Source organism: Variovorax sp. P1_G12, from assembly GCF_056405555.1.
Genome location: NZ_JBFUBW010000018.1, coordinates 88528 through 115492 on the forward strand (window position 1 = coordinate 88528; position 26965 = coordinate 115492).

The window sequence follows — 26965 nt, forward strand, 5'->3', positions numbered from 1 at the left end:
CCTAGGATCGCCGAAACACCGAAAGCGACCCCATGCCCTTCCTGGTTCAGCACGTGGCCCGAACGATCGTCGTGATCGGCATCTTCGCGGCAAGCGCAATGGCCTCCGCCGAGATCCATCGCTGCAAGGATGACCGCGGCCAGACGGTCCTGTCCGACCGGCCGTGCGGCGCCGCGTTCTCCGGCCCGGCGCTGCAGTCGACCGCGTTCGGCGCCGGGGCCGATCGGATCGCTGCGCCGGCGATGCCAGGCATGCGCGCGCGGGAGGCCGGCGGGTCGTACGACTTCATCCCGGTGAATCGCTCAGGCGAGCGTCGTTCAGAAAGGCAGGCGCTGCGCTAGCGAGGCCGGCGCCGGTTCGCGTTCGGCCGCTGCGCTTCCCGGCTCAGGGCACCGCGGCAACCGACGTTGCGGCCTGCGCGGCCACCCGGCGCAGCAGTTCCGTCAATGCCCGCGCCTGCGATTGCGCGCTGTCGGCGTCGCCCGGGATGTCGTAGCTGAACTCCCCGCCGTGCAGCAGGCGCGGCGCGCGGTCCGTGCTCCACAGTGCGATGCGCGCCGTCGCCTTGAGGCGCTGTTCGCTGCGCACATAGTCCATGCGGCTCAGCACCACCTGCAGTGAAAGAGCGGGCGACTGCTCGCTGCAGTTGGCCTCGCACAGGCGCCAGCCGGGCAGTCGCTCGCGCAGCGCGGCGTTGAACTCGCGCGCGACCCCGATCTCGATGCGCTCGGCCCAGAAGGTGTCGGGCCACTCGCCCAGCGTGCTGGCCTCGGCCCGGTAGCGCACGCGGCGCGCGACCAGGTATTCCGGAATCTCGGGCCGGCCCACGGCCAGCACGCGGACGCTGGCCGGCGCGGAGGCGGCAGTCGGTGCCGATACGGCCGGCGGCAGCGTCAGCAGCACCGGCGCCGGCGTCGAGGCGCAGGCCGCCAGCATCGCCGCCAGCGCGGCGCACAGCGGCCAGGCCGCCCATCGGTTCAGTGCATTCATTGGCGTGGGTTCCCGAAGATGATGGCGTTGGGCCTTTCCTCGAGCTGCTCGCTCAAGGAGCGCAGGCTGCGCGCCGCCTGTGAAAGATCCTTGATCGCGGCCTCGAAATCGCCGCGCAGCGGCGCGCCCGGTGCCGCGACGTCCGCCAGCCGTTCCATCGCGAGCTTGGCGGTTTCCGAGGCCTGCCGGGCGCCGACCAGGGTGCGCTGCAATTCCGGCTGGGCCGCGAGCACCGTCTGGCGCGAGGTGTCGGCCAGCTGCGTGATCGATCGCAGCGTGGTTTCCGAGCTGCCCTGCAGCTGGCGGATGGCCTCGGTCGCGGCCGTCAGCGTCTTGCGCGATTCGGCGCCGGTCAGCTGCAGCTCCTTCGCGGCACCGCCGAGCACGTCCTTGGCGCCGTCCAGCGTGTGCTGCACCGACACCAGCGTGGTGCTCAGCTCCTGCACCGCCTGGCGAATTTCCGCCACCGTGTCGTGCAGCGGCAGGTTGGCGACCTGGTCGATCAGGGCCCCGAACCGGTCCGCCACCGCCGGGATCTCGGGCGCGCCCGGGCCGCCCAGCAAGGTGGCCGGCGTGTCGGGCAGGAAGTCGAGCTCGATCGCCTTCTGGCCGGTCACCACGCTCTGCGAAGCCAGCCGGGCGCGCAGCCCGCGCTGCACCAGGTCCGGCAGGTCGGGGGCCTTGTTCTCGGTGACATGGGTCAGGTGCAGGGCCGTGGGCTGCAGCCGGAGCGTGACCGGGACCGTGGTCTTCAGCGAAGCGGCGTCCATCTGGATGCCGATGTCCGTCACCTGCCCGATCGTGACGCCGCGGAAGGTCACGGGCGCGCCGACCGACAAGCCGCTCACGTTGCCCTGGTAGTACACGCGGGCCTTCTGCTGCCGGGTGAACAGGTCGTTGCCGCCGAGCCAGAGGATGGCCGCGATGGTGATGGCGAAGGCGGCGACGACGAAGCCGCCGATCAGCAGGGCGTTGCGTTTCATGGGGTGGCCTTGGGGGTGGAGGCAGGTGCGGCCGGGGGCGGCACCTCCCGATGGAGAAAGGCATGGACCGTCGGATGCACATCCTGGCGGGCCAATTCTCGCGGGCAGCCGTGCGCGATCGGGCGCTTGCTGTCGGCGTCGAGGAAGATGCCGTCGTCGGCGATCGCGAACAGGCTCGGCAGCTCGTGGCTCACGAAGACCACGGCCGCGCCGGTGCGGTGCCGGATGTCGAGGATCAGGTCGTCCAGCCGGCGCGAGCTGATCGGGTCCAGGCCGGCCGAGGGTTCGTCGAGGAACAGCAGCGGGGGCTCGGCGGCGATGGCGCGCGCGAGGCCGGCGCGCTTCTTCATGCCGCCGCTCAGCGACGACGGATAGAAGTCCGCGAACTCGCCCAGCTCGACCCATTCGAGCACCTCCCGCGCCTTGCGCTCGCGCTGCTTCGCATCGAGGCGGGTCTGGCGCGCGAGCGGCAGGCAGACGTTTTCCAGCACCGTCATCGACGACCACAGCGCGGCGCTCTGGAACAGCATGCCGAAGCCCGAGCGCAGCGCGGAACGCTGCGCATCGTCGCTGGCCCAGAAGTCGACGCCGCTGTAGGTCACGCTGCCGGCCGCCGGCGGCAGCAGCCCCACCAGGTGCCTGAGCAGCGTGCTCTTGCCGCAGCCGCTGCCGCCCATGACGGCGAAGATGCAGCCCTTCTCGACCTTGAGCGACACGTCCTTCTGGATCAGCCGATCGCCGAACTGCATGACGAGCTGGTCCACCGCGAGCAGGCTCATGTCAATGTTCCACCGCGCTGTCGGGTGACCCGCGGCGTATGAAACCGGCGCATTCCGATACCAGGGATACCGCGGAACCGGCTTTTCCGGGCCGCCGGTATCGCCCCCTGGAGGGGCTGAGGTCCGCGGCTCCAAGCCTGCCTGCGCAGGCTTGGACGGATCCGAAGAGCCGCTGCCTGTGGCAGCGACTCGGGGCGCCGCAGGCGCTTCGGGGGTGCTTCATATATCCAGGGCGTTGGCGCACATGGCGAAGATGGCGTCGAGCACGATGATGCCGACGATGCTGGTCACCACCGCACCGGTGGTCGCCACGCCGACGCCGGCCGCGTTGCGCTGGGCGCGCAGGCCGTAGTAGCAGCCGACCATGCCGACCAGGGCGCCGAAGGTGAGCGACTTGCCGATACCCAGGCCCAGATGGGTCCAGGTCAGCGCCTCGGCCGTGCGCTGCATGTAGGCGGCGCCGGACACGTCGAGCATGGCGGCCGACACGATCATGCCGCCCAGCAGGCCGGCCAGGCAGGCGAAGATGTAGAGCAGCGGCATCATCAACAGCAGCGAAGCGACGCGCGGCAGCACCAGGAAGTCGATCGCGGTCAGGCCCAGCACCTCGAGCGCATCGACCTCCTCGTTGGCCTGCATCGTCGCGATCTCGGCGGCGAATGCGGCGCCGGTGCGCCCGGCGATGACCACGGCCGTGATGATGGCCGCCATCTCGCGCGCGACCGCGATGCCCACCAGGTCGGCGACGAAGATGCCGGCGCCGAACTTGGCGAGCTGGACCGCGCCCACGAACGCCAGGATGGCGCCCACCAGCAGATTCACGACCAGGACGATCGGCACCGCCCTTGCGCTGCAGTCGGCCAGGACGCGCCCGAGGTCCTCGCGGCGGAAGGTCCAGCGGCCGCGCAGCGCGGCAGCGGCCGACAGCAGCACCTCGCCGAGGAAGTGCAAGGGCCGCTCGAGCGGGCCGACGGCCGATCGCGCGAGGGCGCCGAGGCTTTGGCGTTGGGGGAGGGGAGAGGTCATTCGACGGACAACGATTGTCCGTCGATGGTAGCGAATGGCTCGGGCCGTGCCGCTCAGACCGTGCCGGCTACCACTCGCCGACTTCGCGCAGGCGCTGATCGGGCTCCAGCCGATCGAAGCGCTCCCGGGCCCGCAACGCCTGGCGCCGATCGGTCCCGACCAGCTTGCCCAGCTTGCGCGAGAGCGCTTCGGCGATGGAACGCCGCGCCGTGGGCTGTGGCGTGCGGCCGGCGCGGATCGGGCGGTTGCGGCTGTTCATGGTCGTTTCCTCGGGGTGTGCCTTGATCATCCTGAATAACGGCGTCATGTCGATGACGGAACTCCCCCGCGAGACAACTGCGGCGGCCGGATCGTGCATATCGCACATCGGGCGTCGCTGCTTTCGAACATCGCCGGCCGAGGCGAACCCTGGGGCTTACCACTAGAGACTGAAGCTGCCGCATCTCCTTATAGTCTGCCGATCGTTTGGTTAACGATCGTTAGGACAAAATGGGTGCATTCGATTCCGTCTCGCTGGCGCAGCTGATCCAGCTCGGCCTGCAGGGCATTTCCACCGGCGCGATCTACAGCCTGGTCGCGCTCGGCCTGGTGCTCGGCTACAAGGCCACCGAGGTGCTCAACTTCGCACATGGCGACGTGCTGATGCTGTCGTCCTTTGCGGCCTGGTACTTCATCGTCGAGGCCGGCCTGTCGTTCTGGCTCGCGCTGCCGCTGGTGGTGCTGCTGGCCGCGGCGCTGTGCTGGATGCTCGAAGCCCGGGTGATGCGCGCCATCGTCGGCCAGCCGCAGTTCGCGGGTGTCATGCTGACCATCGGCATCGGCTTCATGATCCGAGGCGGCACCAGCATGGTGTTCGGTCCCGATTCGCGCAGCTACCCGACGCCCTGGACCGAACGCACGACCCCGATCGCCGGCGCCGTGGTGGCCGACCTCAACCTGGTGATCATCGCGGCCGCGCTCGGCGTGACGGCGCTGCTCTTCGTCTTCCTGCAGCGCACCGCACTGGGCGTCGCGATCCAGGCTTCGTCGCAGAACCAGCTGGCCTCCTACCTGTGCGGCGTGCGGGTCAAGCGCCTCAACTCGCTGGTGTGGTCGATCTCGGGCGCCATCGCGGCGCTCTGCGGCGTCCTGCTGGCGCCGATCTCGCTGGTCGACCTGGGCCTGTGGTTCGTGATGCTCAAGGCACTGGCGGCGCTGGTGCTCGGCGGCTTCGGCAGCGTGCCCGGCGCCATCCTCGGCGGCCTGCTGATCGGGCTGATCGAGCAGTTCTCGGGCGTCTACCTGCCCGACGGCTTCAAGGATGTCATGCCCTACCTGGTGCTGATCGCGGTGCTGGTGTTCTTCCCGCGGGGGTTGATCGGCGAAGCGCACGGGAGGCGCGTATGAGCAGGGACAATTGCCAGACCCGCTACGCCGAGGGCCGCGCGCTGCTGCGCACGCGCGAGCAGCGCCTGCTGTACGGTGCGCTCGCCGCCGCGCTGGTGGCCGCGCCCTTCGCGATGCCGACCTTCTATGTCGGCGAGGCCTCGTTCATCTTCATCATGTGCATCGCCAGCCTGGGGCTCATGACACTGACCGGCTTCACCGGACAGGTGTCGCTCGGGCAGGCGGCCTTCCTGAGCATCGGCGCTTACACGCATGCGCAGCTGCTGACGCTGGGCCTGCCGCTGCCCTTGTCGCTGCTGGCCGCCGGCACCGCGGCCGGGCTGGCGGGCTTGCTGGTGGGCCTGCCGGCGATCCGCGTCTCGGGCCTGCACCTGGCGGTGGTGACGCTGGCCTTCGCGATCGTCACCGAGCATGTCGTGGGCCGCTGGAGATCCGTCACCGGCGGCCACAGCGGCCTCGCGGTGCCCGACCCGGTGCTGTTCGGCCTGAGCCTGGGGGCGCCGCGGCCGTTCTACTACCTGTGCCTGGCGGTGCTCGCGCTGGTGCTGTGGCTGCTGCTCAACCTGATGCGCTCGGCCACTGGCCGTGCCTTCGTCGGCGTGCGCGACTCCGAGGCCGCGGCGCAGGGCCTGGGCATCCACGTGGCGCGCACCAAGGTGCTGGCCTTCGTGATCTCGGCCAGCGTGTCGGGCGTGGCCGGCGCGCTGCTGGCGCACCAGACGCAGTTCATCACGCCCGAGGGCTTCGGTCTCGCGCTCTCGCTGCAGCTGGTGCTGATGGTCTTCATCGGCGGCATGGGAAGCCTGCGCGGCGCCATCTTCGGGGCGCTGCTGATCGGCATGCTGCCGTCGCTGATCTCGCTCATGAAGCCGCTGCTGCCGGCGCGCATCGGCAGCCAGTTCGGGCTCGAGCTGTTCGTCTACGGCGCGGTGCTGGTGTTCTTCGTGCTGCTCGAGCCGCGCGGCCTCAACGGCCGCTGGCTGCGCATTCGCGGCGCGCTGGCCGAGTTCCCGCTGCGCCAGCGCGCCGGCTTCAAGCGCCAGAAGGCCTACATGCGATCGGAGCGTGCCTGATGGCCTTCTTCGAAGTCGATCGGCTCAGCCTGTCCTTCGGCGGCGTGCGCGCGGTGCGCGACGTCAGCTTCGAGGTCGCCGAGGGCGAGGTGTTCGCGATCATCGGGCCCAACGGCGCCGGCAAGACCTCGGTCTTCAACCTGATCACGCGGGTGTTCGATGCCAGCGGCGGCGCGGTGCGGCTGCGGGGCCGCGACATCACCCGGGTGGCGCGGCACGACGTGGTGCGCCACGGCATCGCGCGCACCTTCCAGAACATCGAGCTGTTCGAGGGCGCCACCGTGCTCGACAACCTGATGCTGGGCCGCCATTCGGCGCCGCACGGCAGCCTGTTCGCGCAGCTGCTCGACCTGCCGGTGGTGCGGCGCGCCGAGAACGCCACGCGCGAGGTGGTCGAGGACGTGATCGCGCTGCTCGAACTCGCGCCATACCGCATGAGCCTGGTCGCCGGGCTGCCCTACGGCATCCGCAAGGTCGTCGAGCTCGGCCGCGCGCTGGCGGCCGGGCCGAAGCTGCTGCTGCTCGACGAGCCGGCCTCCGGCCTCAACCCCGAGGAGACCCACGAGCTCGCGCACTGGATTCGCGACATCCGCGACGCGCTCGGCATCACCGTGGTCATGGTCGAGCACGACATGTCGCTGGTCTCGGCGGTGGCCGACCGCGTGCTGGTGATGGAGCAAGGCCAGCGGCTCGCGCTCGGCACGCCGGCCGAAGTGCAGTCCGATCCGCGAGTCATCGCTGCCTACCTGGGAGCATAGGATGAAACACCCCCGAAGCGCCTGCGGCGCCGCCCCCTCGAGGGGGCGATACCAGCGGCCCGGCAAAGCCGGTTCCGCGGTATCCCTGGCTTTTGGCTGCGCCGGTTTCATGCGCCGCGGGTCATGCGGTCACGTGGTGGAGCACTCGACATGACTGCACTGCTGAGCGTACGCAACATCGAGACCTGGTACGGGCCGGTCAACGCCCTCCGCGGCATCAGCCTCGAGGTCGAGGCCGGCCGCATCGTCTGCGTGCTGGGCGCCAACGGCGCCGGCAAGACCACGCTGCTGAACACCATCGCCGGCGTGATCGACCCGGCCAAGGGCAGCATCGAGTTCGAGGGCCAGCGCATCGACGGCCGCGATGCCGACGAGGTGGCGCGCGCCGGCGTCGTGCTGGTGCCCGAGGGCCGGCAGGTGTTCACTTTCCTGAGCGTGATCGAGAACCTGCGCATGGGCGCTTTCGCACGCCGCCGTGACCCGCAAGTGGCACGCGACATCGAGCGCGTGTTCGAGTGGTTCCCGCGGCTGAGGGAACGCAGCGCCCAGGCCGCCGGCCTGCTCTCGGGGGGCGAGCAGCAGATGGTGGCGATCGGCCGTGCCTTCATGGGCCGGCCGCGCCTGCTGCTGCTCGATGAGCCTTCGCTGGGGCTGTCGCCGCTGTTCACCAAGGAGATCTTCGCGATCGTGCAGCGCATTCGCAGCGAGACGAACACCGCGGTGCTGGTGGTGGAGCAGAACGCCGCCATCGCACTGGCCACCGCCGACGACGGCTACATCGTCGAGCTTGGCCGCATCGTGGCGGCCGACAGCTGCGCCAGGCTGCGCGAGCGCGACGACGTGCGCGATTTCTATCTCGGCGGCGCTGCCGCCCATGCGGTGGCCGGTGCCGAGCCGGGCCTGCGGCCACAGCGCCGGCGTGACAGCTGGCGCTAGCCGCCGGTCCTGTCTTTCATCCCACCCTCACTTCAGGAGACATCCATGAGCCTTCGCCGTCGCACCCTGCTGAGTTCCGGCCTGGCCGGCCTCGCGCCCGCCTTTCTCACCGCGCCTGCCCGCGCCGCGGGCGTCAGTGGCAGCGAGATCGTGCTCGGCACGCACCTCGACCTGTCGGGTCCCGCGGCCATCACCATGCCGCCGATCCGCAACGGCCTGCAGATGCGGGTCGACGAGGCCAACGAGGCCGGCGGCATCCACGGCCGCAAGCTGCGCTTCGTGATCGAGGACAACGGCAGCCAGCCGCCGCAGGCGGTGCGTGCGGTCGACAAGCTCATCCGGCGCGACGAGGTGTTCGCGATGCTGTGCCCCTTCGGCTCGGGTCCGGGCGTGGCGACGGTGAAGAAGACGGTCGACGCCGGCGTGATCTGCTTCGCGCCCTACGGCGCGGCCTCGCTGATCCGCAAGGCCTCGGGCGACTCGCCGCTGCTGTTCACGGCCAACCTGCACTACGACACGACCACCGCCGCCGGCCTCAAGTGGACCCTGGCCAAGCTCGGCAGCAAGAAGGTCGGCTTCATCTACCAGGAGGGACCTTTCGGCGACCTGGTCGGCAAGGGCGTGAAGGACGCGCTGGCGGCCAAGGGCATGACGCTGGCCGCGGAAGCCGGCTACAAGGTCGGCGACATCGACTTCTCGTCGCAGGTGGCGCGCATGAAGGCCGCGGGCGTCGACCTGATCGTCGGGGCGACCACGACGCGCGAGACCATCGCGGTCTCGGCGGAGGTGAAGAAGCTGGGCTGGACCGGCGTCAACGTGCTGACCGCGAGCCCGGGCCGCGCCGGCACCACCGTCAGCATCGGCAAGGCCTCGGTCGAGGGCCTCTACGGCGTCGGCGGCTGGCGCATCACGCCGGCGGCCGAGCAGGACGCTGCGCACAAGCGCTGGTCCGACAGCTACCGCAAGCGCTTCAACATGGAGCCCGACGACGTGGCGCTGATCTTCTACGACTATGCGTCCTGGTTCCTGCAGGGCGTGGAGGCCACCGGCAAGGAGCTGACGACCGACAGGCTCGTGAAGACGCTGCAGGCGTCGAGCTTCAAGGGCCAGTCGTCCTACGACACGCAGCGCTTCAAGGACAACCACGTCGACCCCGAGTGGTGCCGCGTCGAGCAGGTGGTCAACGGCCAGTGGACGCCGCGCTCGGAGATCATCGACCCGGCCGAGAGCAGCCTGTGAGCAGCGCGGCCCTCACGCTGCCGCAGGCCTGGCGGGCGCGCTGCGAGGCGCAGCCGGCGCAGGTCGCGATGCGGCACAAGCGGCGCGGCATCTGGCGGCCGGTGGCGTGGAGCGAGTTCTTCGCCACGGCGCGTGCCATCGGGCTGGCGCTCGACCGGCTCGGCCTGGCGCCCGGCGAGGTCGTGACGCTGGTGTCGGAGAGCCGGCCCGAATGGCTCTTCGTCGACATGGCGGCGCAGGCGATGGGTTTCGTGAGCCACGCGGTCTATCCGACCTGTTCGGCGCGGCGCATCGGCCGCCATCTGGCGGCCGCCGGCACGCGGGTCGCCTTCGTCGAAAACGCCGAGCAGGCGGCGAAGCTGCTGGCGTCGGCCCAGCCGTTGTCGAGGCTCGCGCGCGTGGTGGTGTTCGAGGAGCGCGGGCTGCGCGAGCTGGATGACCCGCGGGTGATCGGTCTCGGCGCCTTCATGGCCGTGAACGAGACGCGGCCCGAGGCGCTGTTCGAACAGCGCCTCGCGGCCGGGCAGGGCGGCGACATCGGCTTTCTCGTCAGCACCGCCGGCAGCACGGGCACGCCGCGCATCGCTGCCGTCACGCAGGCCACGGCGCTGCGGCAGGCGGCCGAAATGCGGGCCACGCTCGGGGCGCAGGACGGTGATCGGATCCTGTGCTTCGTGCCGATGGCCAATGCGGCCGAGCGCATGTTCGCGGCCGTGCTGCCGGTGCTCGGCGACTGCCTGGTGCATTTTCCGGAGAGCCCGGCCACCGTCGGCAATGACCTGCGCGAAGTCGAGCCGCACTGGGTGCATGCGCCGCCGCGCTTCTGGGAGCGGCTGAAGTCGCGCACCGAGAGCGCGGCGCTTCGAAGCGCGCCCCGTGTGCGCCGGCTCTATCGCCGCAGCGTCGACGGCACGGGTACGGGCTGGCTGCAGCGCGCGGCACGGCGGCAGGTCCGGCGCTCGCTCGGCCTGGCGCGTGCGCGGCAGGTGTTCAGCGGCGGCGCAGCGGCGGCGGCGTCGCTCGCCCGCTGGTACCAGGGCATCGGTGTGCCGATGGCCGATCTGTACCAGAGCGCCGAGACCTGCGGGCCTTGCCTGCTGCTGCCGTCGATGGCGCGCATCGCCGGCGATGGCGAGCTCCAGCTCCAGCCCGTGGCCCTCGCGGCCGGCTATTGGCATGAAGGCGACTTGCAGCCGCTCGCGTCGACGCACGATGGCTGGCTGCACACCGGCGACCTCGCGGTCAGCGATGCAGCCGGCGCGTTGCGCGTGGTCGGGCGCCTGTCGGAATCCTTCGCGACGGCGTCGGGCGAGCGCGTTGCGCCCGGCGCGATGGAGGCGGCGCTGCAGGCCAGCGCCTTCATCGCCGGCGCCATGCTGGTCGGTGCGCGGCGCAGTCATTGCGCCTGCCTGGTGTCGCTCGAAGAAGAGAGCGTGCTGACCTACGCGCAGAGCCAGGGCATCCCGTTCACGGATTACGCAAGCCTGGTGCTGCGACCGGAGGTGACCGCGCTGGTGCAGGCCGAGATCGACCGGCTCAATGCCTCGCTCGCGGAGGGCCGCCGGATCCGAAGCTTCGGTGTGCTTTTGCGCGCGCTGTCGGTCCACGACGAGGAGATGACGCCGGCCTTGCGCATCCATCGCCGTCGGGCCGAGCGCAGCTTTTCCGAGCAGATCGAGGCGCTCTACAGCGCTTGAATGCAAAAAGCCCGGGCAGCCTCGCTGGCGAGGGGCCCGGGCTGTGCCATGCGTGCGCGACTCAGGCCGGCTGCGCTCCGAGCATGCCGGCCAGCCGTGCCGTGATCAGGCCATGGGCCTGGTCCATGATGCGGTCGATCAGCGCCTTGACCGTCGGCACGTCGTGGATCAGCCCGGCCACCATGCCGCAGCTCCAGGCGCCGGCGTCCATCTCGCCCTCGACCATCACGCGCGGATAGACCCCGGCGACCTGGTCGTAGACGTCGGAGATCTGCAGCGCCGCGCCCTTCTCGCGCTCGATCTGCAGGATGCGTTCGACGCCGGCGTTGTTCAGCACGCGCTCCGTGTTGCGCAGCGGGCGCATCACGAGGCGCGTGTCGAGCTCGCTCGCGGTCACGATCGCCTGCTTGACGTTGTCGTGCACCGGCGCCTCCTTCGTCGCGATGAAGCGCGTGCCCATGTTCATGCCCTCGGCGCCCAGCGCCAAGGCCGCCACCAGGCTGCGGCCGTCGGCCATGCCGCCCGAGGCGACGAAGGGAATGCGCAGTTCCTCGGCCGCGCGCGGTAGCAGGATCATGTTGGGCAGGTCGTCCTCGCCCGGATGGCCGCCGCATTCGAAACCGTCGACGCTGACCGCGTCGCAGCCGATCGCCTCGGCCTTGAGTGCATGCCGCACCGAGGTGCACTTGTGGATCACCTTGATGCCGGCCGCCTTGAGCGCCGGCATGTAGGCCTCGGGGCTGCGCCCGGCGGTCTCGACCACGCGGATGCCGCCCTCGGCGATCGCCGCGATGTACTCGGGGTAGGGCGGCGCCGAGAAGGTCGGCAGGAAGGTCAGGTTGACGCCGAAGGGCTTGTCGGTCAACTCGTGGCAGCGGGCGATCTCCTTGGCCAGCAGCTCGGGCGTCTTCTGCGTCAGGCCGGTGATGAGGCCGAGCCCGCCGGCGTTGGACACCGCGGCGGCCAGCTCGGCGAAGCCGACGTAGTGCATGCCGCCCTGGATGATCGGGTGCTGGATGCCGAAGAGTTCGGTGATGCGTGTCTTCATGTGGTTGTGTCGCTTGTCTCGGTGAAGGGGATGCGGAAAGCCGAATGCCTACCAGCGTTCCATGTAGGGCCGCAGGTCGAGCTCGAAGGTCCAGGCGTCGCGCGGCTGCGCGTGCAGGTGCCAGTAGTTGTCGGCGATGTGCTCGGGCTTCAGGATGCCGTCCTGGTCCTTCAGCGCGTAGCGCTCGGGGAAGCTGGTGCGGATGAACTCGGTGTCGATCGCACCGTCGACCACGACGTGCGCGACGTGGATGTTCTGCGGCCCGAGCTCGCGCGCCATGCTTTGCGCCAGTGCGCGCAGCGCGTGCTTGGCACCGGCGAAGGCGGCGAAGTTGGCGGCGCCGCGCAGGCCGGCCGTGGCGCCGGTGAAGAGGATGGTGCCGCGGCCGCGCGTCACCATGCGCTTGGCCACCTCGCGGCCGTTGAGGAAGCCGCCGAAGCAGGCCATCTCCCAGATCTTGAAGTACTTGCGCGCCGTCTCCTCGAGGATGCTGCAGGGCACGTTGGCGCCGATGTTGAAGACCATCACCTCGATCGGGCCGTGCTCGCGCTCGACCTGTTCGATGAGCGCGATCACGTCCTCTTCCTTGCGGGCATCGCTGCTGTAGCCGAAGGCCTGGCCGCCGCTGGCGCGGATGGCGTCGACCGTGGGCTGCAGCTTGTCGGCCGAGCGCCGCGTGAGGCAGGCGATGTAGCCCTCCCTGGCGAAACGGGCCGCGATGGCACCGCCCGTTGCATCGCCGGCGCCGATCACCAGCGCGACTTTTCCTTGACCTTGGGACTCCGCCATTGTGTCTCCTTCGATTGATGAATGACCGTTTAACTAAACGAACGTTAATCAAAGGGGCAAGGCGTGTCAAGCACCGACGCGCGAACCCGCGCCAATCCCTCAGGCCTTCTTGTGGCCCGGCGAGGTCGCGCAGGGGTGCTCGAGCGCGTACGCCTGGTCGATGAAGCGGCGGCTCGCGGCCAGCAGTTCCTTGCGCGTCTTCTCGCTCTCGACCGAACGCGCCAGCACGACGGCGCCGACGCACTGGGCGATCAGCGCCCAGGCGCCGTCGGAGTCGCCGATGCGGTCGCTCCAGTTCTTCTGCGTGCGCTTGAGGCTGGCCTCCACGGCGCGGCGCACCTCGGGGCCGGCGCGCGCGATCTCGGGGCCGAGCGCCGTCAGCGCGCAACCCTTGTCGGGGTTGTCGACGTGGAAGCTGCTGAGATAGCCGCGCAGGCAGCGCGCCACATGGTCGGCCGGCGAGTCCTCGTTGCCGGCGAGCATGTCGGCGCTGTTCTCGACCTCTTCCTCGATCAGCGCCTCGAACAGCGCCTGCTTGGACGGGAAGTGGCTGTAGAAGGCGCCGCCCGTCATGCCGATGGCGCCCATCAGCGCATCGACGCCGGTGGCTTCGAAGCCGCCGCTCTTGGCGATCGCTCGGCTGCTGGCGAGCAGCTTCTCGCGGACTTCTTGTTTGTGGGTGGCGGAGTAGCGCATGGGAGGCCTCGGTGGGAACCCTTGTTGACAATCAAAAAACAATAACATAACTTCCGTTCACCTAACGACCGTTTATTAAAGGATCACCGATGGGAAAGACCGTGGCGTTTTATTTCGATGTGGGAAGTCCGGCTTCGTACCTGGCGTGGACGCAGTTGCCACCCCTGTGTGCCGCGGCCGGCGCCGAGCTGGTCTACAAGCCGATGCTGCTGGGCGGCGTCTACCAGGCCACGGGCAACGCATCGCCCGGCGCCATACCGGCCAAGGGCCGCTACACGGTGCGCGACTACGAGCGGCATGCGCGCAAGTACGGCGTGCCCTACCTCAACAACCCGCACTTCCCGATCATCACGCTGTTCCTGATGCGCGCCGTGACCGGCGTGCAGTTGCGCGAGCCCGAGCGCCTGCAGGCGCTGCTGGCGGCCGTGTTCAAGGCGATGTGGATCGATGCGCTCGACCTCAACCAGCCGGCGCTCACCGCGAAGACGCTGGCGGATGCCGGCTTCGCGCCCGAGGCGATCCAGGCGCTGGCAGCCGACCCCGAGGTCAAGGCGGTGCTCAAGGCGACCACCGACGAGGCCGTCGCGCGCGGCGTCTTCGGCGCGCCGACCACCTTCGTCGGCGACGAGATGTTCTTCGGCCAAGACCGCATGGACATGATTCGCGAAGAGCTCGCGCGCTGAGCGCATCGAACACGACATCAGGAGACACCATGGAACAACGACGCTGGCATGCAGCCTATCCGCCCGGGATGGACACCGATATCGACCTGCCTGCGGGCGAGACGCTGGCGGCCATGCTCGACCGCTCGATCGCGTCGTTCGGCGATCGCATCGCGGTGACGGCGGGCAGCGAATCGCTGACCTATGCAGAGCTCGGACGGCTGTCGGATCGGCTCGCGGCGCATTTCGCCAAGGCCGGCCTGCGCCAGGGCGACCGCGTCGCGCTGATGCTGCCCAACGGGCTCGCCTTCCCGATCGCGATGGCCGCGATCTTGCGCAGCGGACTGGTCGGCGTGCCGGTGAATCCGCTCTACACGCCGCGCGAGCTCGCCCATCAGCTTCTGGATGCCGGCGTGCGCTGCATCGTGCTGGCCGAGACGCTGCGCGAGGCGCTCGAAAGCGTGATCCTCGAAGCGGGCGTCGAGCAGATCCTCACGGCGCCGACGGCCGGACTGCTGGCCGCGATCGGTGCCGAAGGCGGCAGCGCTGCCGGCGGCACGGGCCGGGCCATGCCGCTTGCGGCTGCGATCGCGCAGGCTGGCGATCTGCCGGTGCCGTCGATTCGGATCGAGCCCGGCGACGCGGCATTTCTCCAGTACACGGGCGGCACCACGGGCCTTTCGAAGGGCGCGGTGCTCACGCATCGCAGCGTCGGTGCCGGCGTGCTGCAGTCGCTCAGCTGGATGCGGCTCGCGGTCGACACCCGCGAATGGTCGGTGGTGGCGCCGCTGCCGCTTTATCACATCTATCCGCTGCAGGTGTCGCTGATCACCTTCCAGCTCGGCGGCGTGATGCGGCTGGTCGCGAACCCGCGCGACCCGGGCGCGGTGATCGCCGAGATGAAGCGCGCGCCGTTCCTGGTCTTCATCGGCGTCAACACGCTGTTCAACGCGCTGGTCAACGCGCCCGAGCTGTCGACGGTCGACTTCAGCGGCACCGGACTCGTGGTCGGCGCCGGCGCCTCGATCCAGCAGGCGGTGTCGCAGCGCTGGCATGCGGCCGGCGGCCTGCCGATCACCGAGGCCTACGGGCTCACCGAGACCTCGCCTTCGGCCACCTTCAACCCGCCCGGGCGCAACGGCTCGATCGGCATCCCGGTGCCGTCGACCGATGCCCGCGTGGTCGACGACGACGGTCGTCCGGTGGCGGACGGCACGCCGGGCGAGCTGCTGCTCAAGGGCCCGCAGCTGTTCGCGGGCTACTGGAAGCGCGAGGACGAGAGCCGCAAGGCGCTGACCGAGGACGGCTTCTTCCGCACCGGCGACGTGGTGGTGGCCGACGCCACCGGCGCGATGACCATCGTCGACCGCAAGAAGGACATGATCCTGGTGTCGGGCTTCAACGTCTATCCGAACGAGATCGAGGCGGTGGTCGCGATGCACGAGGGCGTGCTCGAGTGCGCCTGCATCGGCCAGCCCGACGAGCGCTCCGGCGAGGCGCCGCACCTGTTCGTGGTGCGGCGCAGCGAGGCCTTGACGACCGGCGAGGTCGAGGCGCACTGCCGCGCCAACCTGGCCGGCTACAAGGTGCCGCGGCAGATCAGCTTCCTGCAGGCGCTGCCGAAGTCGACGGTCGGCAAGATCCTGCGCCGCGAGCTGCCTCCGTCATGAGCGGATACGGCTACACCGCCCCGCTGCGCGATCTGCGCTTCGTGCTGCACGAGTTGCTCGACGTCTGCGCCACCATGCCCGGCGCAGGCGACGAGGCGCTCGACCCCGACACGCTCGACCAGATCCTCGAAGCTGCCGGCACCTTCGCCTCCGAGGTCATCGCGCCGCTCAACGGCAGCGGCGATCGCGAGGGCTGCCGCATGCCGGCCCCGGGCGTCGTCCAGACGCCGGCGGGATTCCGCGAGGCCTACGACCGCTTCTGCTCAGGCGGCTGGACCGCGCTGGCCTGCGACCCCGCGCACGGCGGTCAGGGCATGCCCTCGGTGCTCGACAACGCGCTGTACGAGATGTTCTGCGGCGCCAACATGGGCTGGGCCGCCTACCCGGGCATGTCGCACGCGGCCTACACTTGCCTCGCGAGCAACGGCGATGCCGCCCAGCAGGCGCTCTACCTGCCGCGCATCGCCTCGGGCGAATGGGCCGGCACCATGTGCCTGACCGAGCCGCACGCGGGCACCGACCTGGGCCTGCTGCGCACCCGCGCCGAGGCGCGCGGCGACGGGACCTACGCGGTCACCGGCACCAAGATCTTCATCTCGGGCGGCGAGCAGGACCTGACGGCCAACATCGTGCACCTGGTGCTGGCGCGGCTGCCCGATGCGCCGCCGGGCGTGAAGGGGATTTCGCTCTTCATCGTGCCGAAGTTCCTGCCCACGGCCGAAGGCGGCATCGGCCATCGGAACGCGCTGGCCTGCGGCTCGATCGAGCACAAGATGGGCATCCACGGCAACGCCACCTGCACCATGAACTTCGACGGTGCCAGCGGCTGGCTTCTGGGCGAGCCCAACCGCGGCCTGGCGGCGATGTTCGTGATGATGAATCATGCGCGCATCGTGGTGGGGGTCAACGCGATCGGGCTGATGGAGGCGGCCTACCAGAAGGCGCTGGGCTATGCCAGGGACCGCACGCAGGGCAGGGCGCCGGCGATGGCCGCGCGCAGCGGCCCGGCCGATCCCATCCTCGCGCACGCCGACGTGCGGCGCATGCTGCTGACCCAGAAGGCATACGTCGAGGGCGCGCGCGCATTCGCGCTGTGGGCCTCGCACCTGGCCGATGTCCCGCATCGCGGCGCGGACCAGGAGGAGCGCGAGCGATCGGCGATGCTGCTGGCGCTGGCGACGCCGATCGTCAAGGCCTTCTCGAGCGACCTCGCGGTCGAATGCACGAGCATGGCGATGCAGGTCTTCGGCGGCCACGGTTTCATCACCGACAACGGCGTCGAGCAGCACCTGCGCGATGCGCGGATCATCCCGCTCTACGAAGGCGCCAACGGCATCCAGGCGATGGACCTGCTGGGGCGCAAGGTGCTGGCCGATGGGGGTGCGGGGCTGGGTGTGTTCCTCGACATGGTCGAGCAGTTCGCGCAGGCGCAGGGCGAGGGCATGCGCGAGTTCGCCGAGCCCTTGAGCGACGCGGTGGCCCTGGCGCGCGGTACGGCACGCGAGCAGCTCGAGCGCACCGGCAGCGACGCCCACGCCGCGGGCGCGGCGGCCGTGCCCTTCCTGCGCCTGATGGGCCATGTGGCATTGGCCTGGATGTGGGCCCGCATGGCGGCCGTGGCGCTGGCGCGGCAGTCCCCGGGCGGCGATCCGATCTACGGCGCCAAGCTGGCGACCGCGCGCTTCTACTTCGAGCGGCTGCTGCCCGAGACGCAATCGCTGGCGGCCGTGCTCGGTGCGGATGCGTCGGCGTGGACGGCGGGGGAAATGGACTGGCTGTGAGGCAAAGGGCGCGACGCCCTACCCGTGCGAATGCCAAAGCACCGCGAAGAAGTGGCAGGCACTTCCCGCCAGCACGAACAGGTGCCAGACGGAATGCGCGAAGCGCACCTTGTTGTCGAACAGGAAGACCACCGCGCCGGCCGTGTAGGCCAGGCCTCCGGCCACCAGCCAGCCGAGCCCGGCGGCGCTCATGCGTTCGTGCAGCGGCACCGCGGCCGCCACGGCCATCCAGCCCATTGCCACATAGAGGCCGGTCGACCACAACGGATGCCGCAGCCGGTTGAACAGCTTGGCGCCGGCGCCCAGCGCCGCCGCGCACCAGATGGCGCCGAACAGCGCCCAGCCCCACGGGCCGCGCAGCACACCGAGCAGGAAGGGCATGTAGCTGCCGGCGATGAACAGGTAGATGGCCGCGTGATCCAGGCGGTTGAACCAGGCCTTGGCCCTGCCGAACGGCAAGGCGTGGTACAGCGTCGACACCAGGTACAGCAGGATCATCGTCCCGGCGAAGATGCTCGCGCCAACCACGGCGGCCGCGCCATGCTGCTGTGCGGCGCTGTACACCAGGATCGGCAGCGAGGCGATGGCCAGCAGCAGGCCCAGGCCGTGGCTCAGGGCGTTCATCACTTCTTCGGCAACCGTCTGGTCGCGTTCGGCGGCAATCATCCTGCAGGCCCTCAGCTGGCGGGGCCCTTGACCATCGCCATCGCCGAAGTGATCAAGGTCGACACCTCGGTCATGTGGCTCGGCACGATCAGCGTCGTCTTCGACTTGTCGGCCACCTTGCCGTAGGCCTGCAGCGCTTCCTCGGCGACCTTGAGCTGCACCGCCGATTGGCCGCCGGGCTTCTCGATGGCCTCGGCGATCCGGGCGATGGCGCCCGCGGTGGCTTCGGCCACGGCGCTGATCGCCGCGGCCTCGCCCTGCGCCTTGTTCACGACCGCCTGCTTCTCGCCTTCCGAGCGGGCAATGGCGGCTTCGCGCTCGCCGGTGGCGATGTTGATCTGTTCCTGGCGGCGTCCTTCGGAGGCCGCGATCAGGGCGCGCTTCTCGCGCTCGGCCGTGATCTGCGACTGCATGGCGTGCAGGATCTCCTTGGGCGGCGTCAGGTCCTTGATCTCGTAGCGCAGCACCTTCACGCCCCAGTTGAGCGCCGCCTCGTCGATCGCGGCCACCACCTGGGCGTTGATGATGTCGCGCTCCTCGAAGGTCTTGTCGAGCTCCAGCTTGCCGATCACGCTGCGCAGCGAGGTCTGGGCCAGCTGGGTGACGGCCACGATGTAGTTCGACGAGCCGTAGCTGGCGCGCATCGGGTCGGTGACCTGGAAGTACAGGATGCCGTCGACCGTGAGCTGGGTGTTGTCGCGCGTGATGCAGACCTGGCTCGGGACGTCGAGCGGCACCTCCTTGAGGCTGTGCCGATAGGCCACCCGGTCGATGAAGGGCACCAGGAAGTTGGCGCCGGGCAGCAGCGTGGCGTTGTACTTGCCCATCCGCTCGACCACCCAGGCGTGCTGCTGCGGGACGAACTTGACGGCTCTCGCGACGAACAGGATCGCGACGACGAGGAGAACGAGCGAAATTTCCATGAAGGCTTTCGGTAGTGATGGGTAGAGTTTTTTCGCGGTGCGTCAGCCGATGAACTCGACGACGAGGAAGTTGCCCTGCACGTCGACGATGCGATGGAGTCCGGGAACCGTGGGCGCGCCGGCCATGGGCTTGACCTGCCAGGTGGCGCCGCGGTAGCGGACCTCGGCCGTGCGGCCCTCGCTCCAGGCCGGGACCGTGACCTGTTCGCCGACGTCGATCTGCAGGTCGGACAGGCGCGCCTTCGGGCGGCGCGACGCGCGCAGGTACCAGCCGCCGACGAAGGCCATGCAGGCCACGGCGGCGCAGACGATCTGCGTCGGCATCGCGGCGCCGAGGTGGGCGGTCAGCGCGCCGACCGCGAAGCCGATCGCCACCAGCAGGGCATAGATGGTGCCGGTCACCAGTTCGAGGGCGACCAGCGCGAACGTCATCAACCACCAGAGCGTGGGGGCCGTCATATGCATCCTTTTCTGCGCCGGACAGCGGCGTGCCGCGAGGATAGCCCGTCGTTCGGTGCCCGCCTGCCGGGCAGGGCGATGCGAGCTGTTGACGAGACGCTTCTTGCGCTGGATCAGGGAAGTTCGGCAACGCGCGCGGAACGCGGATTGCACGACACCGAGTGCGGCCTCGCGGCCGCCTCGCCGAGGCCACCCGGGAAGGCGTCGGTCACAGCTACGTTACACTGCGCGCCGCTTGCAGCTTGCGTCGCAGGCTGCGCCGCCATAGGCAACATGGCGAAACCATCCATAGGAAATTTGAAGTGAACCGTATCGAACTGGTCGAGAAGATCGCCACCGCCCACAACGTCAGCAAGGCAGAAGCCGCGCGCATCCTGGAAACCGTCACTGGTTCCATCGTCGCTGCAGTGAAGAAGGGCGAGCCCGTCCAGCTGATCGGCTTCGGCACCTTCAAGCAAGTGGCACGCGCTGCTCGCACCGGCTTCAACCCCCAGGCGGGCGCCGCGATCAAGATCGCAGCCCAGAAGGTGCCGAAGTTCGTGGCCGGCGCAGCGTTCAAGGCTGCCGTCGACCCCAAGGCCGCCAAGCGCAAGGCCGACAAGGCTGCTGCGAAGCCGGTCGCCAAGAAGGCCGCCCCCGCCAAGAAGGCTGCCGCTGCTCCGGCCAAGAAGGCACGCAAGTAAGCCTGGCGTCCAGCAAGAAAGAACGGCCCCTCGGGGCCGTTTTTTTTGCTGTGAACGATGCTCAGGCCGGCGCCGGGCCGCCAGCGCGGCGCAGCAGCCGCAGGCCGTTGGCCACCACCAGCAGGCTCGCGCCCATGTCCGCGAACACCGCCATCCACATGGTCGCCGCGCCGAACACGGCCAGCGCGAAGAACACGACCTTGATCGCCAGCGCCAGGCTGATGTTCTGCCACAGCACCGCGTGGGTGCGGCGCGACAGGCGGATCGTCTCGGCGATGCGGCCGAGGTTGTCGTTCATGATCACCACGTCGGCCGCCTCCATCGCGGTGTCGGTGCCCGCCCCGCCCATCGCGAAGCCGATGTCGGCCCGGGCCAGGGCCGGCGCGTCGTTGATGCCGTCGCCGGCCATCGCGGTCGGGCCGTAGCGCTGCCGCAGGTCCTCGATGGCGCGCAGCTTCTCGTCCGGCAGCAGGCCGCCGCGCGCATCGCCGATGCCGGCCTCGCGGGCCACCGCCTGCGCGGTCGCCTGGTTGTCGCCGCTCAGCATCACGGGGGCCACGCCCAGGCGCTTGAGCTGCGCGATGGCTTCGATCGAGCTGGGCTTGATCGTGTCGGCCACCGCGAAGAGGGCGAGCACGCCGTGCTCGTCGGCGAGCAGCGTGACCGTGCGGCCCTGCGCCTCGAGCGCGCCGAGTTCGGCCTCGAGCGCGGGGTCGGCCTGCTGGCGCTCCTTGATGAGCCGATGGTTGCCCAGCACCAGCCGCCGGCCGTCGACCACGCCCTCGACGCCGCGCCCCAGCAGCGCCTTGAAGTCGTCCGCCTCGAGGGCCGGCTCCGCCAGGCCGGCCGCGATGGCTTGCGACACCGGGTGATCGGAGCGCGCCGCCAGGCTCTTGGCCAGCCGGTGTGCCCGGGCCTCGTCGGTCTGGCCCCACGGCCGGAATGCCACCAGCTTGGGCTTGCCCTCGGTGAGGGTGCCGGTCTTGTCGAGCGCCACCGCCTTCAGCAGGCGCGCGTTCTCCAGGTAGGTGCCGCCCTTGATCAGGATGCCGCGCCGCGCGGCCGATGCGAGGCCGCTCACCACGCTGACCGGCGTCGAGATCACCAGCGCGCAGGGGCAGGCGATCACCAGCAGCACCAGCGCCTTGTAGAGCGCGGCCAGCCAGGGCCAGCCCAGCAGCAGCGGCGGCAGCAGCGCGACCGCCACCGCCAGCGCGAACACCGCCGGCGTGTAGATCGCCGCGAAGCGATCGACGAAACGCTGGGTCGGCGCCCGGGTGCCCTGGGCTTCCTCGACCGCATGGATGATGCGCGCCAGCGTGGTGTCGCTGGCGGCCGCGGTGACGCGGAACTCGATCTCGCCGGCCTGGTTGATGGTGCCCGCGAAGACCGGATCGCCCGGGCCCTTGTCGACCGGAATGCTTTCGCCGGTGACCGGCGACTGGTCGATGCTGCTGTTGCCCCGCGTGACGACGCCGTCCAGCGCCACCCGTTCGCCGGGCTTGACGCGGGCGATCCTGCCGAGGGCGATCGCGCTGGCCTTGACGCGCAGCCACGCACCGCCGTCCTGCCGCACCTCGGCCTCGGCCGGTGCCAGGTCGATCAGGCCCTGGATCGCGTTGCGGGCGCGGTCGACCGCCCGGGCCTCGATCAGCTCGGCGATCGCGTACAGCGCCATCACCATGGCGGCCTCGGGCCACTGGCCGATCAGGAAGGCGCCGGTCACGGCCACCGACATCAGCGCGTTGATGTTGAGCCGGGCATGACGCAGCGCCGCCAGGCCCTTGGCATAGGTCTCGAGGCCGGCGAGCGCGATGGCCAGCGCAGCGATGGCCATCCCGGCGACCGTCCAGCCCAGCGTGTCCGGTGCGAAGTACGACACCCCTTCGGCCACGAGCGCTAAGCCCAGGGCGGCGGCCAAGCGCAGGTAGCCGCTGCCGCCGTCGTGGCCGTGCGCACGGTCGTCGCGCCGCGCGTCGGCTGCGGTGGGCGACGCGCCGGCGCCGACCCGCTCCGGCGCGAAACCGGCCTTGCGGATGGCCGCCAGCGCCTTCGGCAGCGCGTCGTCCGCGCCGTCGATCCTCAGGGTGCGCTGGCCGAGCTGGAAGTGCAGTCCGCGGATGCCCGCGATCGGCTCGACGGCGCGGCGGATCTCCGACTCCTCGGCGCTGCAGTCCATGGTCGGGATGCGGTAGGTGTTGGGCGCGCCCGGCCCGGGCGGCAAGGGTGCCGCGACCGCATGGTCGGCCGAACAGCAGGTCGCAGGGAGGGGAGAGGCCGGCGCGTGGCTGCCGGCGATGGAGGTTTCAGGTGTTCTTCTTGCCATGAAGCCATTGGGAACCCTGAAGTAACTTCAAGGTCAAGCCGCGTCCGAGGGCGCAGCTTCGAGCGGGTCGATGCGCCTCAGGCCGCGCCCGCTGTGGCTCTGCGTCCCGGCCCGCCCGCCGCGCTGCCCGCCCGCTGGAAGTCGTCGCTGTTCAGGCAGATCTCCGCCGCCGGATTCTCGCGATACCGGGCCGTGGCCATCGCGTCGATGGCGTCCGCATTGCGCGCATAGGCCAGCACCAGGTCGGCGTCGCGGTCCTCGGGCGCCTGGAAGCGCGCTTGCAGCGCCTCTTCGTCGATGCGGGCAATGATGCGGGCCCCGTCGTGGCCGTCGGGATAGATGGCGAACTGCACGCTGCCGGTCGCTGGATGAAAGATCGCTTCTGAAGCCATGATGGCGCTGTGGACTCGTGACTCGTGACTTGTTGCGGCAGTATCGCGCCCTGGGTGAGATTGCGATACACGCCCTATGGCCTAGGTCCTGTTCACCCTGTTTCCGGGAATCGCGTTGCCGTGCGAAGGGGCTGGATGCAGGCCCTGGATCCGCAGCAAGATGCGGACCAATTCACGGCGGCCGTCACAGATTGAGATGTTTGTTGTGCGCTTCAGGCCTCGCCAAGCATCCCGCGCTCTTCGATGAAGGCCACCACCTCGGCGAGGCCGGTGCGTGTCTTGAGATTGGTCATCACGAAGGGCCGCTGCTTGCGCATGCGCTTGGTGTCCGCCTCCATCACGCCGAGATCGGCGCCGACGTAGGGTGCGAGGTCGGTCTTGTTGATCACGAACAGGTCGCTCTTGGTGATGCCGGGGCCGCCCTTGCGCGGGATCTTCTCGCCGGCCGCGACGTCGATCACGTAGATCGTCAGGTCGGAGAGTTCCGGGCTGAAGGTGGCCGCCAGATTGTCGCCGCCCGATTCCACGAACACCACGTCGGCATCGGGAAACTGGACCAGCATGCGGTCGATCGCCTCGAGGTTGATCGAGGCGTCCTCGCGGATCGCGGTGTGCGGGCAGCCGCCGGTCTCCACGCCCATGATGCGCTCGGCCGGCAGCGCGCCGGCGACCGTTAGCAGGCGCTGGTCTTCCTTGGTGTAGATGTCGTTGGTGATCGCGATCAGGTCGTACTTGTCGCGCATCGCCTTGCACAGCATTTCGAGCAGGGTGGTCTTGCCGGAACCGACCGGGCCGCCGATGCCGACGCGCAGCGGCGGCAGCTTCTTGGTGCGGTGGGGGATGTGGTGGAGGGCGGAGGACATGGGTTATGCCTCGCGAGCAACGTGGGGGTTCATGGTCTTAGCTTCTGAAGAGGCGCGAGTACTGGGTTTCGTGACGGGCCGACAGCACGGCGAGCATCGGCGAGAAGGCCTGCCGCCCGTCATCCGAGAGTGTGATCGCATGAGCGACCGCCGTGGGGATTTCCGCCGCCAGGCGGCCGAGGATGCGTTGCCCCGCGCTCTGGCCGAGGGGTACCGCCTTGACCGCGGCGCCGACCATATTCTCGGCCCAGCCGAAGGCGAACGCCAGGCATGCATCGCGCGCGGGCGCTTCGGTGCGGCTGGCGGCAAAGGCGAAGGCGATCGGATAGCTGGCAGGCAGTGTCTCGAAGATGCTCGCGATGTCGGCGTGGTGCAGCTTCAGCCACTCGACGAAGGAGCGGCCCATCTGCTCGGTCTGCAGCAGGAACTCGGCCGATTCGCGGGTCTGGAACACCCAGTCGTTGAGTGCGCGGATACGGTCCGCATCCGCCAGCCGCCAGGCCGGCACCGCCTGCGCCACCACGGCGAGATCGGCGCGGGCCAGTGCCAGGTGCAGCTGGTCGGCCAGCCAGTCCGAGACGGCGGGCTCGGTCGTGATGCCCGCACCCTCGATCGCCGCTTCGAGCCCTTCGGAGTAGGAGAAGCCGCCGACCGGCAGGGCCGGCGAGGCCAGCCAGATCAGCTGCAACAGGCTGCTGGCGGGCAGGCCGGCCGGCGTGTCGTTCATCCGTGCGAGTGGCCGTGGGAACGATCGTGGCCGTGCGCGTGGTCATGGTCATGGTCGTGCTCGCCATGCCCCGCCGAGCCCGAATAGGCGTCGGGGTGCAGCACGGGCCCGACCGGCGCCGCGCCGTGCGCGTGCCCATGGCCGCCGCCGTGCGCTCCGTAGGCGCCGCCCTCGGGCTCGAAGGCTGCCTCAGCTTCGCGCACGATCAGGTGCATCGCGCGCAGCATGCCGGCCAGCACATGGTCGGGCTCGATCTTCAGATGGTCGGGCTTGAGTTCGATCGGCACGTGCCGGTTGCCCAGGTGGTAGGCCGCGCGCATCAGGTCGAAGGGCGTTCCGTGCTCGCTGCAGTGCGTGATCACCAGCACCGGCTGCGGCGCCGCGATGACCTTGACCAGCGAGCCATCCTCGGCCACCAGCACGTCGCCGCCGCGCACCGCGGTGCCGCGCGGCAGGAACACGCCGAGCTGGCGGCCCTGCGAATCGGTGGTGTCGAAGCGGCTTTTCTGGCGCACGTCCCAGTCGAGTTCGACCGTGGCGGCGCGCTTGAGCAGGACGGCCGCGAGGCCGCCGCCCTGGGGCATGAGTTTGTTGGCGGTGAGCATGGAAAGGCAGGGTTGTTCGATGGAATGCGGATTGTCGATCCGCGCGCACATCGAACTAGAACAGAAAATACCGCTGCGTCATCGGCAGCGAAACCGCCGGATCGCACACCAGCAGCTGCCCGTCGGCGCGTACCGCGTAGGTCTGGGCATCGATCTCCATCGTCGGCGTATGGGCGTTGTGCACCATGTGCTGCTTGCGCACGCCGCGCACGTTCTTCACCGCGCTCAAGGTCTTGGCAAGTCCGTAGCGATCGCCGATGCCGGCGGCCAGGCCGGCCCGCGAGACGAAGGTCAATGAACTCCTCGCGAGCGAGCCGCCGTAGGCGCCGAACATCGGCCGGTAGTGCACCGGCTGCGGCGTCGGGATCGATGCGCTGGGGTCGCCCATCGCGGCCATCGCGATGGTGCCGCCCTTGATGATCGTGAACGGCTTGACGCCGAAGAAGGCCGGCTTCCAGACCACCAGGTCGGCCCACTTGCCGACCTCGATGCTGCCGACCTCGTGCGCGATGCCGTGCGCGAGCGCCGGGTTGATCGTGTACTTGGCGACGTAGCGCCTGGCGCGGAAGTTGTCGTTGCGCTCGGCATCCTCGGGCAGCTTGCCGCGCTGGCCCTTCATCTTGTGGGCGGTCTGCCAGCAGCGGATGACGATCTCGCCGACCCGGCCCATGGCCTGGCTGTCGGAGCTGAACATGCTGATCGCGCCGAGGTCGTGCAGGATGTCCTCGGCCGCGATGGTCTCCTTGCGGATGCGGCTCTCGGCGAAGGCCAGGTCCTCGGGGATGCCGGCGTCGAGGTGATGGCAGACCATCAGCATGTCGACATGCTCGTCGAGCGTGTTCACCGTGTAGGGCATGGTCGGGTTGGTCGACGAGGGCAGGAAGTTGGCCTCGCCGACCACGCGCAGGATGTCCGGCGCATGGCCGCCGCCCGCGCCCTCGGTGTGGAAGGCGCAGATCCCGCGGCCCTTGACGGCCGCGATGGTGTTCTCGACGAAGCCCGATTCGTTGAGCGTGTCGCTGTGGATCGCGACCTGCGTGTCGGTGGCATCGGCGACGTCCAGGCAGTTGCTGATCGCGGCCGGCGTGGTGCCCCAGTCCTCGTGCAGCTTGAGGCCGATCACGCCGGCGTCGATCTGCTCGTGCAGCGCGGCCGGCAGGCTGGCGTTGCCCTTGCCCAGGAAGCCGAGGTTCATCGGGAAGGCGTCGGCCGCCTGCAGCATGCGCTCGATGTGCCAGGGGCCGGGCGTCGCGGTGGTCGCGAAGGTGCCGGTCGCCGGCCCGGTGCCGCCGCCGAGCATGGTGGTCACGCCGGAGGCCAGTGCCTCCTCGATCTGCTGCGGGCAGATGAAGTGGATGTGGCTGTCGATGCCGCCCGCGGTGACGATGTTGCCTTCGCAGCTGATGACCTCGGTGCCCGGGCCGATGACGATGTCCACGCCCGATTGCACGTCGGGATTGCCGGCCTTGCCGATGGCGACGATGCGGCCGTCCTTCAGGCCGATGTCGGCCTTCACGATGCCCCAGTGGTCGAGGATCAGCGCATTGGTCATCACCGTGTCGACCGAGCCTTCGGCGCGCGTGCGCTGGCCTTGCGCCATCCCGTCACGGATGGTCTTGCCGCCGCCGAACTTGACCTCTTCGCCGTAGCCGCCGGCATGCAGCGTGTAGTCCTCCTCGACCTCGATCACCAGGTCGGTGTCGGCAAGTCGGACGCGGTCGCCCACGGTGGGGCCGAAGATTTCCGCGTAGGCGCGGCGGCCGATGGTTGCCATTCAGAGGACTCCCGCCGGGCCGCCCCAAGGGAGG

The 26965-nt window shown here is 69.7% G+C and carries 28 protein-coding genes; 11 read left to right on the forward strand and 17 right to left on the reverse strand.

All coding sequences use genetic code 11. The features are described 5' to 3' along the window. Positions 1-32 precede the first annotated feature (32 nt). Entirely contained in the window at positions 33-341 is a 309-nt protein-coding gene (locus AC1D2O_RS21080; RefSeq protein ID WP_478087168.1) for a DUF4124 domain-containing protein, read from the forward strand. Positions 342-384: 43 nt separating this feature from the next. On the opposite strand, the gene AC1D2O_RS21085 is transcribed toward AC1D2O_RS21080, so the two are convergent. From AC1D2O_RS21085 to AC1D2O_RS21105, 5 genes are all read right to left on the reverse strand, one after another. Continuing rightward, positions 385-990, reverse strand: coding sequence for a PqiC family protein (locus AC1D2O_RS21085; protein ID WP_478157852.1), 606 nt, complete (start codon positions 988-990; stop codon positions 385-387). Then, entirely contained in the window at positions 987-1973 is a 987-nt protein-coding gene (locus tag AC1D2O_RS21090) for an MlaD family protein (RefSeq protein ID WP_478094574.1), read from the reverse strand. Before AC1D2O_RS21090 ends, AC1D2O_RS21085 begins: the two co-directional genes overlap by 4 nt. Then, positions 1970-2752, reverse strand: coding sequence for an ABC transporter ATP-binding protein (locus tag AC1D2O_RS21095; protein WP_478094575.1), 783 nt, complete (start codon positions 2750-2752; stop codon positions 1970-1972). Before AC1D2O_RS21095 ends, AC1D2O_RS21090 begins: the two co-directional genes overlap by 4 nt. A 219-nt stretch (positions 2753-2971) precedes the next feature. Next, positions 2972-3778 carry an MlaE family ABC transporter permease gene (locus tag AC1D2O_RS21100; RefSeq protein ID WP_478157853.1) on the reverse strand — a complete coding sequence of 269 codons (807 nt, stop codon included), beginning with the start codon at positions 3776-3778 and terminating at the stop codon, positions 2972-2974. A gap of 67 nt (positions 3779-3845) precedes the next feature. Next, a complete protein-coding gene (locus AC1D2O_RS21105) occupies positions 3846-4037 on the reverse strand; it encodes a short-chain dehydrogenase (RefSeq protein WP_478093512.1) in 192 nt (63 codons plus the stop codon). 230 nt (positions 4038-4267) lie between these two features. Between AC1D2O_RS21105 and AC1D2O_RS21110 the strand changes: the two genes are divergently transcribed. The 6 genes from AC1D2O_RS21110 to AC1D2O_RS21135 all read left to right on the forward strand — a co-directional run bounded on the left by AC1D2O_RS21110 (position 4268) and on the right by AC1D2O_RS21135 (position 10867). Beyond that, the gene (locus AC1D2O_RS21110) at positions 4268-5164 is read left to right on the forward strand and encodes a branched-chain amino acid ABC transporter permease (protein WP_478157854.1); all 897 of its coding nucleotides are present in this window, start codon (positions 4268-4270) and stop codon (positions 5162-5164) included. Beyond that, the gene (locus tag AC1D2O_RS21115) at positions 5161-6237 is read left to right on the forward strand and encodes a branched-chain amino acid ABC transporter permease (protein ID WP_478093509.1); all 1077 of its coding nucleotides are present in this window, start codon (positions 5161-5163) and stop codon (positions 6235-6237) included. Before AC1D2O_RS21110 ends, AC1D2O_RS21115 begins: the two co-directional genes overlap by 4 nt. After that, positions 6237-6995, forward strand: coding sequence for an ABC transporter ATP-binding protein (locus tag AC1D2O_RS21120; RefSeq protein ID WP_478093507.1), 759 nt, complete (start codon positions 6237-6239; stop codon positions 6993-6995). The genes AC1D2O_RS21115 and AC1D2O_RS21120 overlap by 1 nt, the downstream gene beginning before the upstream one ends. 150 nt (positions 6996-7145) lie before the next feature. After that, the gene (locus AC1D2O_RS21125) at positions 7146-7931 is read left to right on the forward strand and encodes an ABC transporter ATP-binding protein (RefSeq protein WP_478093506.1); all 786 of its coding nucleotides are present in this window, start codon (positions 7146-7148) and stop codon (positions 7929-7931) included. A gap of 45 nt (positions 7932-7976) precedes the next feature. Continuing rightward, positions 7977-9170, forward strand: coding sequence for an ABC transporter substrate-binding protein (locus tag AC1D2O_RS21130; protein WP_478094703.1), 1194 nt, complete (start codon positions 7977-7979; stop codon positions 9168-9170). Then, complete coding sequence (locus tag AC1D2O_RS21135) at positions 9167-10867, forward strand: AMP-dependent synthetase/ligase (protein ID WP_478157855.1); 1701 nt, start codon at positions 9167-9169, stop codon at positions 10865-10867. Before AC1D2O_RS21130 ends, AC1D2O_RS21135 begins: the two co-directional genes overlap by 4 nt. Before the next feature lie 61 nt (positions 10868-10928). Here the strand turns inward: AC1D2O_RS21135 and AC1D2O_RS21140 are convergent, their stop codons facing one another. The 3 genes from AC1D2O_RS21140 to AC1D2O_RS21150 form a co-directional block, all read right to left on the reverse strand. Next, positions 10929-11915, reverse strand: coding sequence for an NAD(P)H-dependent flavin oxidoreductase (locus AC1D2O_RS21140; RefSeq protein WP_478090221.1), 987 nt, complete (start codon positions 11913-11915; stop codon positions 10929-10931). Between the two features lie 48 nt (positions 11916-11963). Next, positions 11964-12704: an SDR family oxidoreductase gene (locus AC1D2O_RS21145; RefSeq protein ID WP_478090220.1), complete on the reverse strand. Its 741-nt coding sequence runs from the start codon at positions 12702-12704 to the stop codon at positions 11964-11966. A 99-nt stretch (positions 12705-12803) separates the two neighbouring features. After that, positions 12804-13400 (reverse strand): TetR/AcrR family transcriptional regulator, encoded by a 597-nt coding sequence (locus AC1D2O_RS21150; protein ID WP_478090219.1) that lies wholly within the window; start codon positions 13398-13400, stop codon positions 12804-12806. A gap of 89 nt (positions 13401-13489) precedes the next feature. Between AC1D2O_RS21150 and AC1D2O_RS21155 the strand changes: the two genes are divergently transcribed. Genes AC1D2O_RS21155 through AC1D2O_RS21165 form a run of 3 tightly spaced genes read left to right on the forward strand, consistent with a single transcriptional unit; the run spans position 13490 to position 17513 of the window. Beyond that, positions 13490-14083 carry a 2-hydroxychromene-2-carboxylate isomerase gene (locus tag AC1D2O_RS21155; protein ID WP_478090218.1) on the forward strand — a complete coding sequence of 198 codons (594 nt, stop codon included), beginning with the start codon at positions 13490-13492 and terminating at the stop codon, positions 14081-14083. 29 nt (positions 14084-14112) lie between these two features. Next, positions 14113-15732: an AMP-binding protein gene (locus AC1D2O_RS21160; protein ID WP_478090217.1), complete on the forward strand. Its 1620-nt coding sequence runs from the start codon at positions 14113-14115 to the stop codon at positions 15730-15732. Further along, the gene (locus AC1D2O_RS21165; protein WP_478157856.1) at positions 15729-17513 is read left to right on the forward strand and encodes an acyl-CoA dehydrogenase C-terminal domain-containing protein; all 1785 of its coding nucleotides are present in this window, start codon (positions 15729-15731) and stop codon (positions 17511-17513) included. Before AC1D2O_RS21160 ends, AC1D2O_RS21165 begins: the two co-directional genes overlap by 4 nt. Before the next feature lie 18 nt (positions 17514-17531). Here the strand turns inward: AC1D2O_RS21165 and trhA are convergent, their stop codons facing one another. From trhA to AC1D2O_RS21180, 3 genes are read right to left on the reverse strand one after another with little or no spacing between them, the layout of a single operon-like run. Then, entirely contained in the window at positions 17532-18179 is a 648-nt protein-coding gene (gene trhA, locus AC1D2O_RS21170; protein ID WP_478090215.1) for a PAQR family membrane homeostasis protein TrhA, read from the reverse strand. An 11-nt stretch (positions 18180-18190) separates the two neighbouring features. Then, positions 18191-19102: an SPFH domain-containing protein gene (locus AC1D2O_RS21175; protein WP_478090214.1), complete on the reverse strand. Its 912-nt coding sequence runs from the start codon at positions 19100-19102 to the stop codon at positions 18191-18193. Positions 19103-19144: 42 nt separating this feature from the next. Further along, on the reverse strand, positions 19145-19561 hold the full coding sequence (locus AC1D2O_RS21180) for an NfeD family protein (RefSeq protein ID WP_478090213.1): 417 nt from the start codon (positions 19559-19561) through the stop codon (positions 19145-19147). Between the two features lie 284 nt (positions 19562-19845). Here AC1D2O_RS21180 and AC1D2O_RS21185 point away from each other — a divergent pair, with 284 nt between their 5' ends. Further along, complete coding sequence (locus tag AC1D2O_RS21185; RefSeq protein ID WP_478090222.1) at positions 19846-20244, forward strand: HU family DNA-binding protein; 399 nt, start codon at positions 19846-19848, stop codon at positions 20242-20244. A 61-nt stretch (positions 20245-20305) separates the two neighbouring features. On the opposite strand, the gene AC1D2O_RS21190 is transcribed toward AC1D2O_RS21185, so the two are convergent. The 6 genes from AC1D2O_RS21190 to ureC all read right to left on the reverse strand — a co-directional run bounded on the left by AC1D2O_RS21190 (position 20306) and on the right by ureC (position 26931). Then, a complete protein-coding gene (locus AC1D2O_RS21190) occupies positions 20306-22570 on the reverse strand; it encodes a heavy metal translocating P-type ATPase (protein WP_478157857.1) in 2265 nt (754 codons plus the stop codon). Positions 22571-22647: 77 nt separating this feature from the next. Further along, a complete protein-coding gene (locus tag AC1D2O_RS21195; RefSeq protein WP_478090279.1) occupies positions 22648-22962 on the reverse strand; it encodes a hypothetical protein in 315 nt (104 codons plus the stop codon). 212 nt (positions 22963-23174) lie between these two features. After that, on the reverse strand, positions 23175-23825 hold the full coding sequence (ureG, locus tag AC1D2O_RS21200; protein WP_478090278.1) for an urease accessory protein UreG: 651 nt from the start codon (positions 23823-23825) through the stop codon (positions 23175-23177). A 37-nt stretch (positions 23826-23862) separates the two neighbouring features. After that, positions 23863-24552, reverse strand: a complete 690-nt coding sequence (locus AC1D2O_RS21205) for an urease accessory protein UreF (protein ID WP_478090277.1) — start codon at positions 24550-24552, stop codon at positions 23863-23865. Beyond that, positions 24549-25157 carry an urease accessory protein UreE gene (ureE, locus tag AC1D2O_RS21210; RefSeq protein WP_478090276.1) on the reverse strand — a complete coding sequence of 203 codons (609 nt, stop codon included), beginning with the start codon at positions 25155-25157 and terminating at the stop codon, positions 24549-24551. The genes AC1D2O_RS21205 and ureE overlap by 4 nt, the downstream gene beginning before the upstream one ends. Positions 25158-25212: 55 nt before the next feature. Then, on the reverse strand, positions 25213-26931 hold the full coding sequence (gene ureC, locus AC1D2O_RS21215) for an urease subunit alpha (RefSeq protein ID WP_478090275.1): 1719 nt from the start codon (positions 26929-26931) through the stop codon (positions 25213-25215). Positions 26932-26965: the final 34 nt, after the last annotated feature.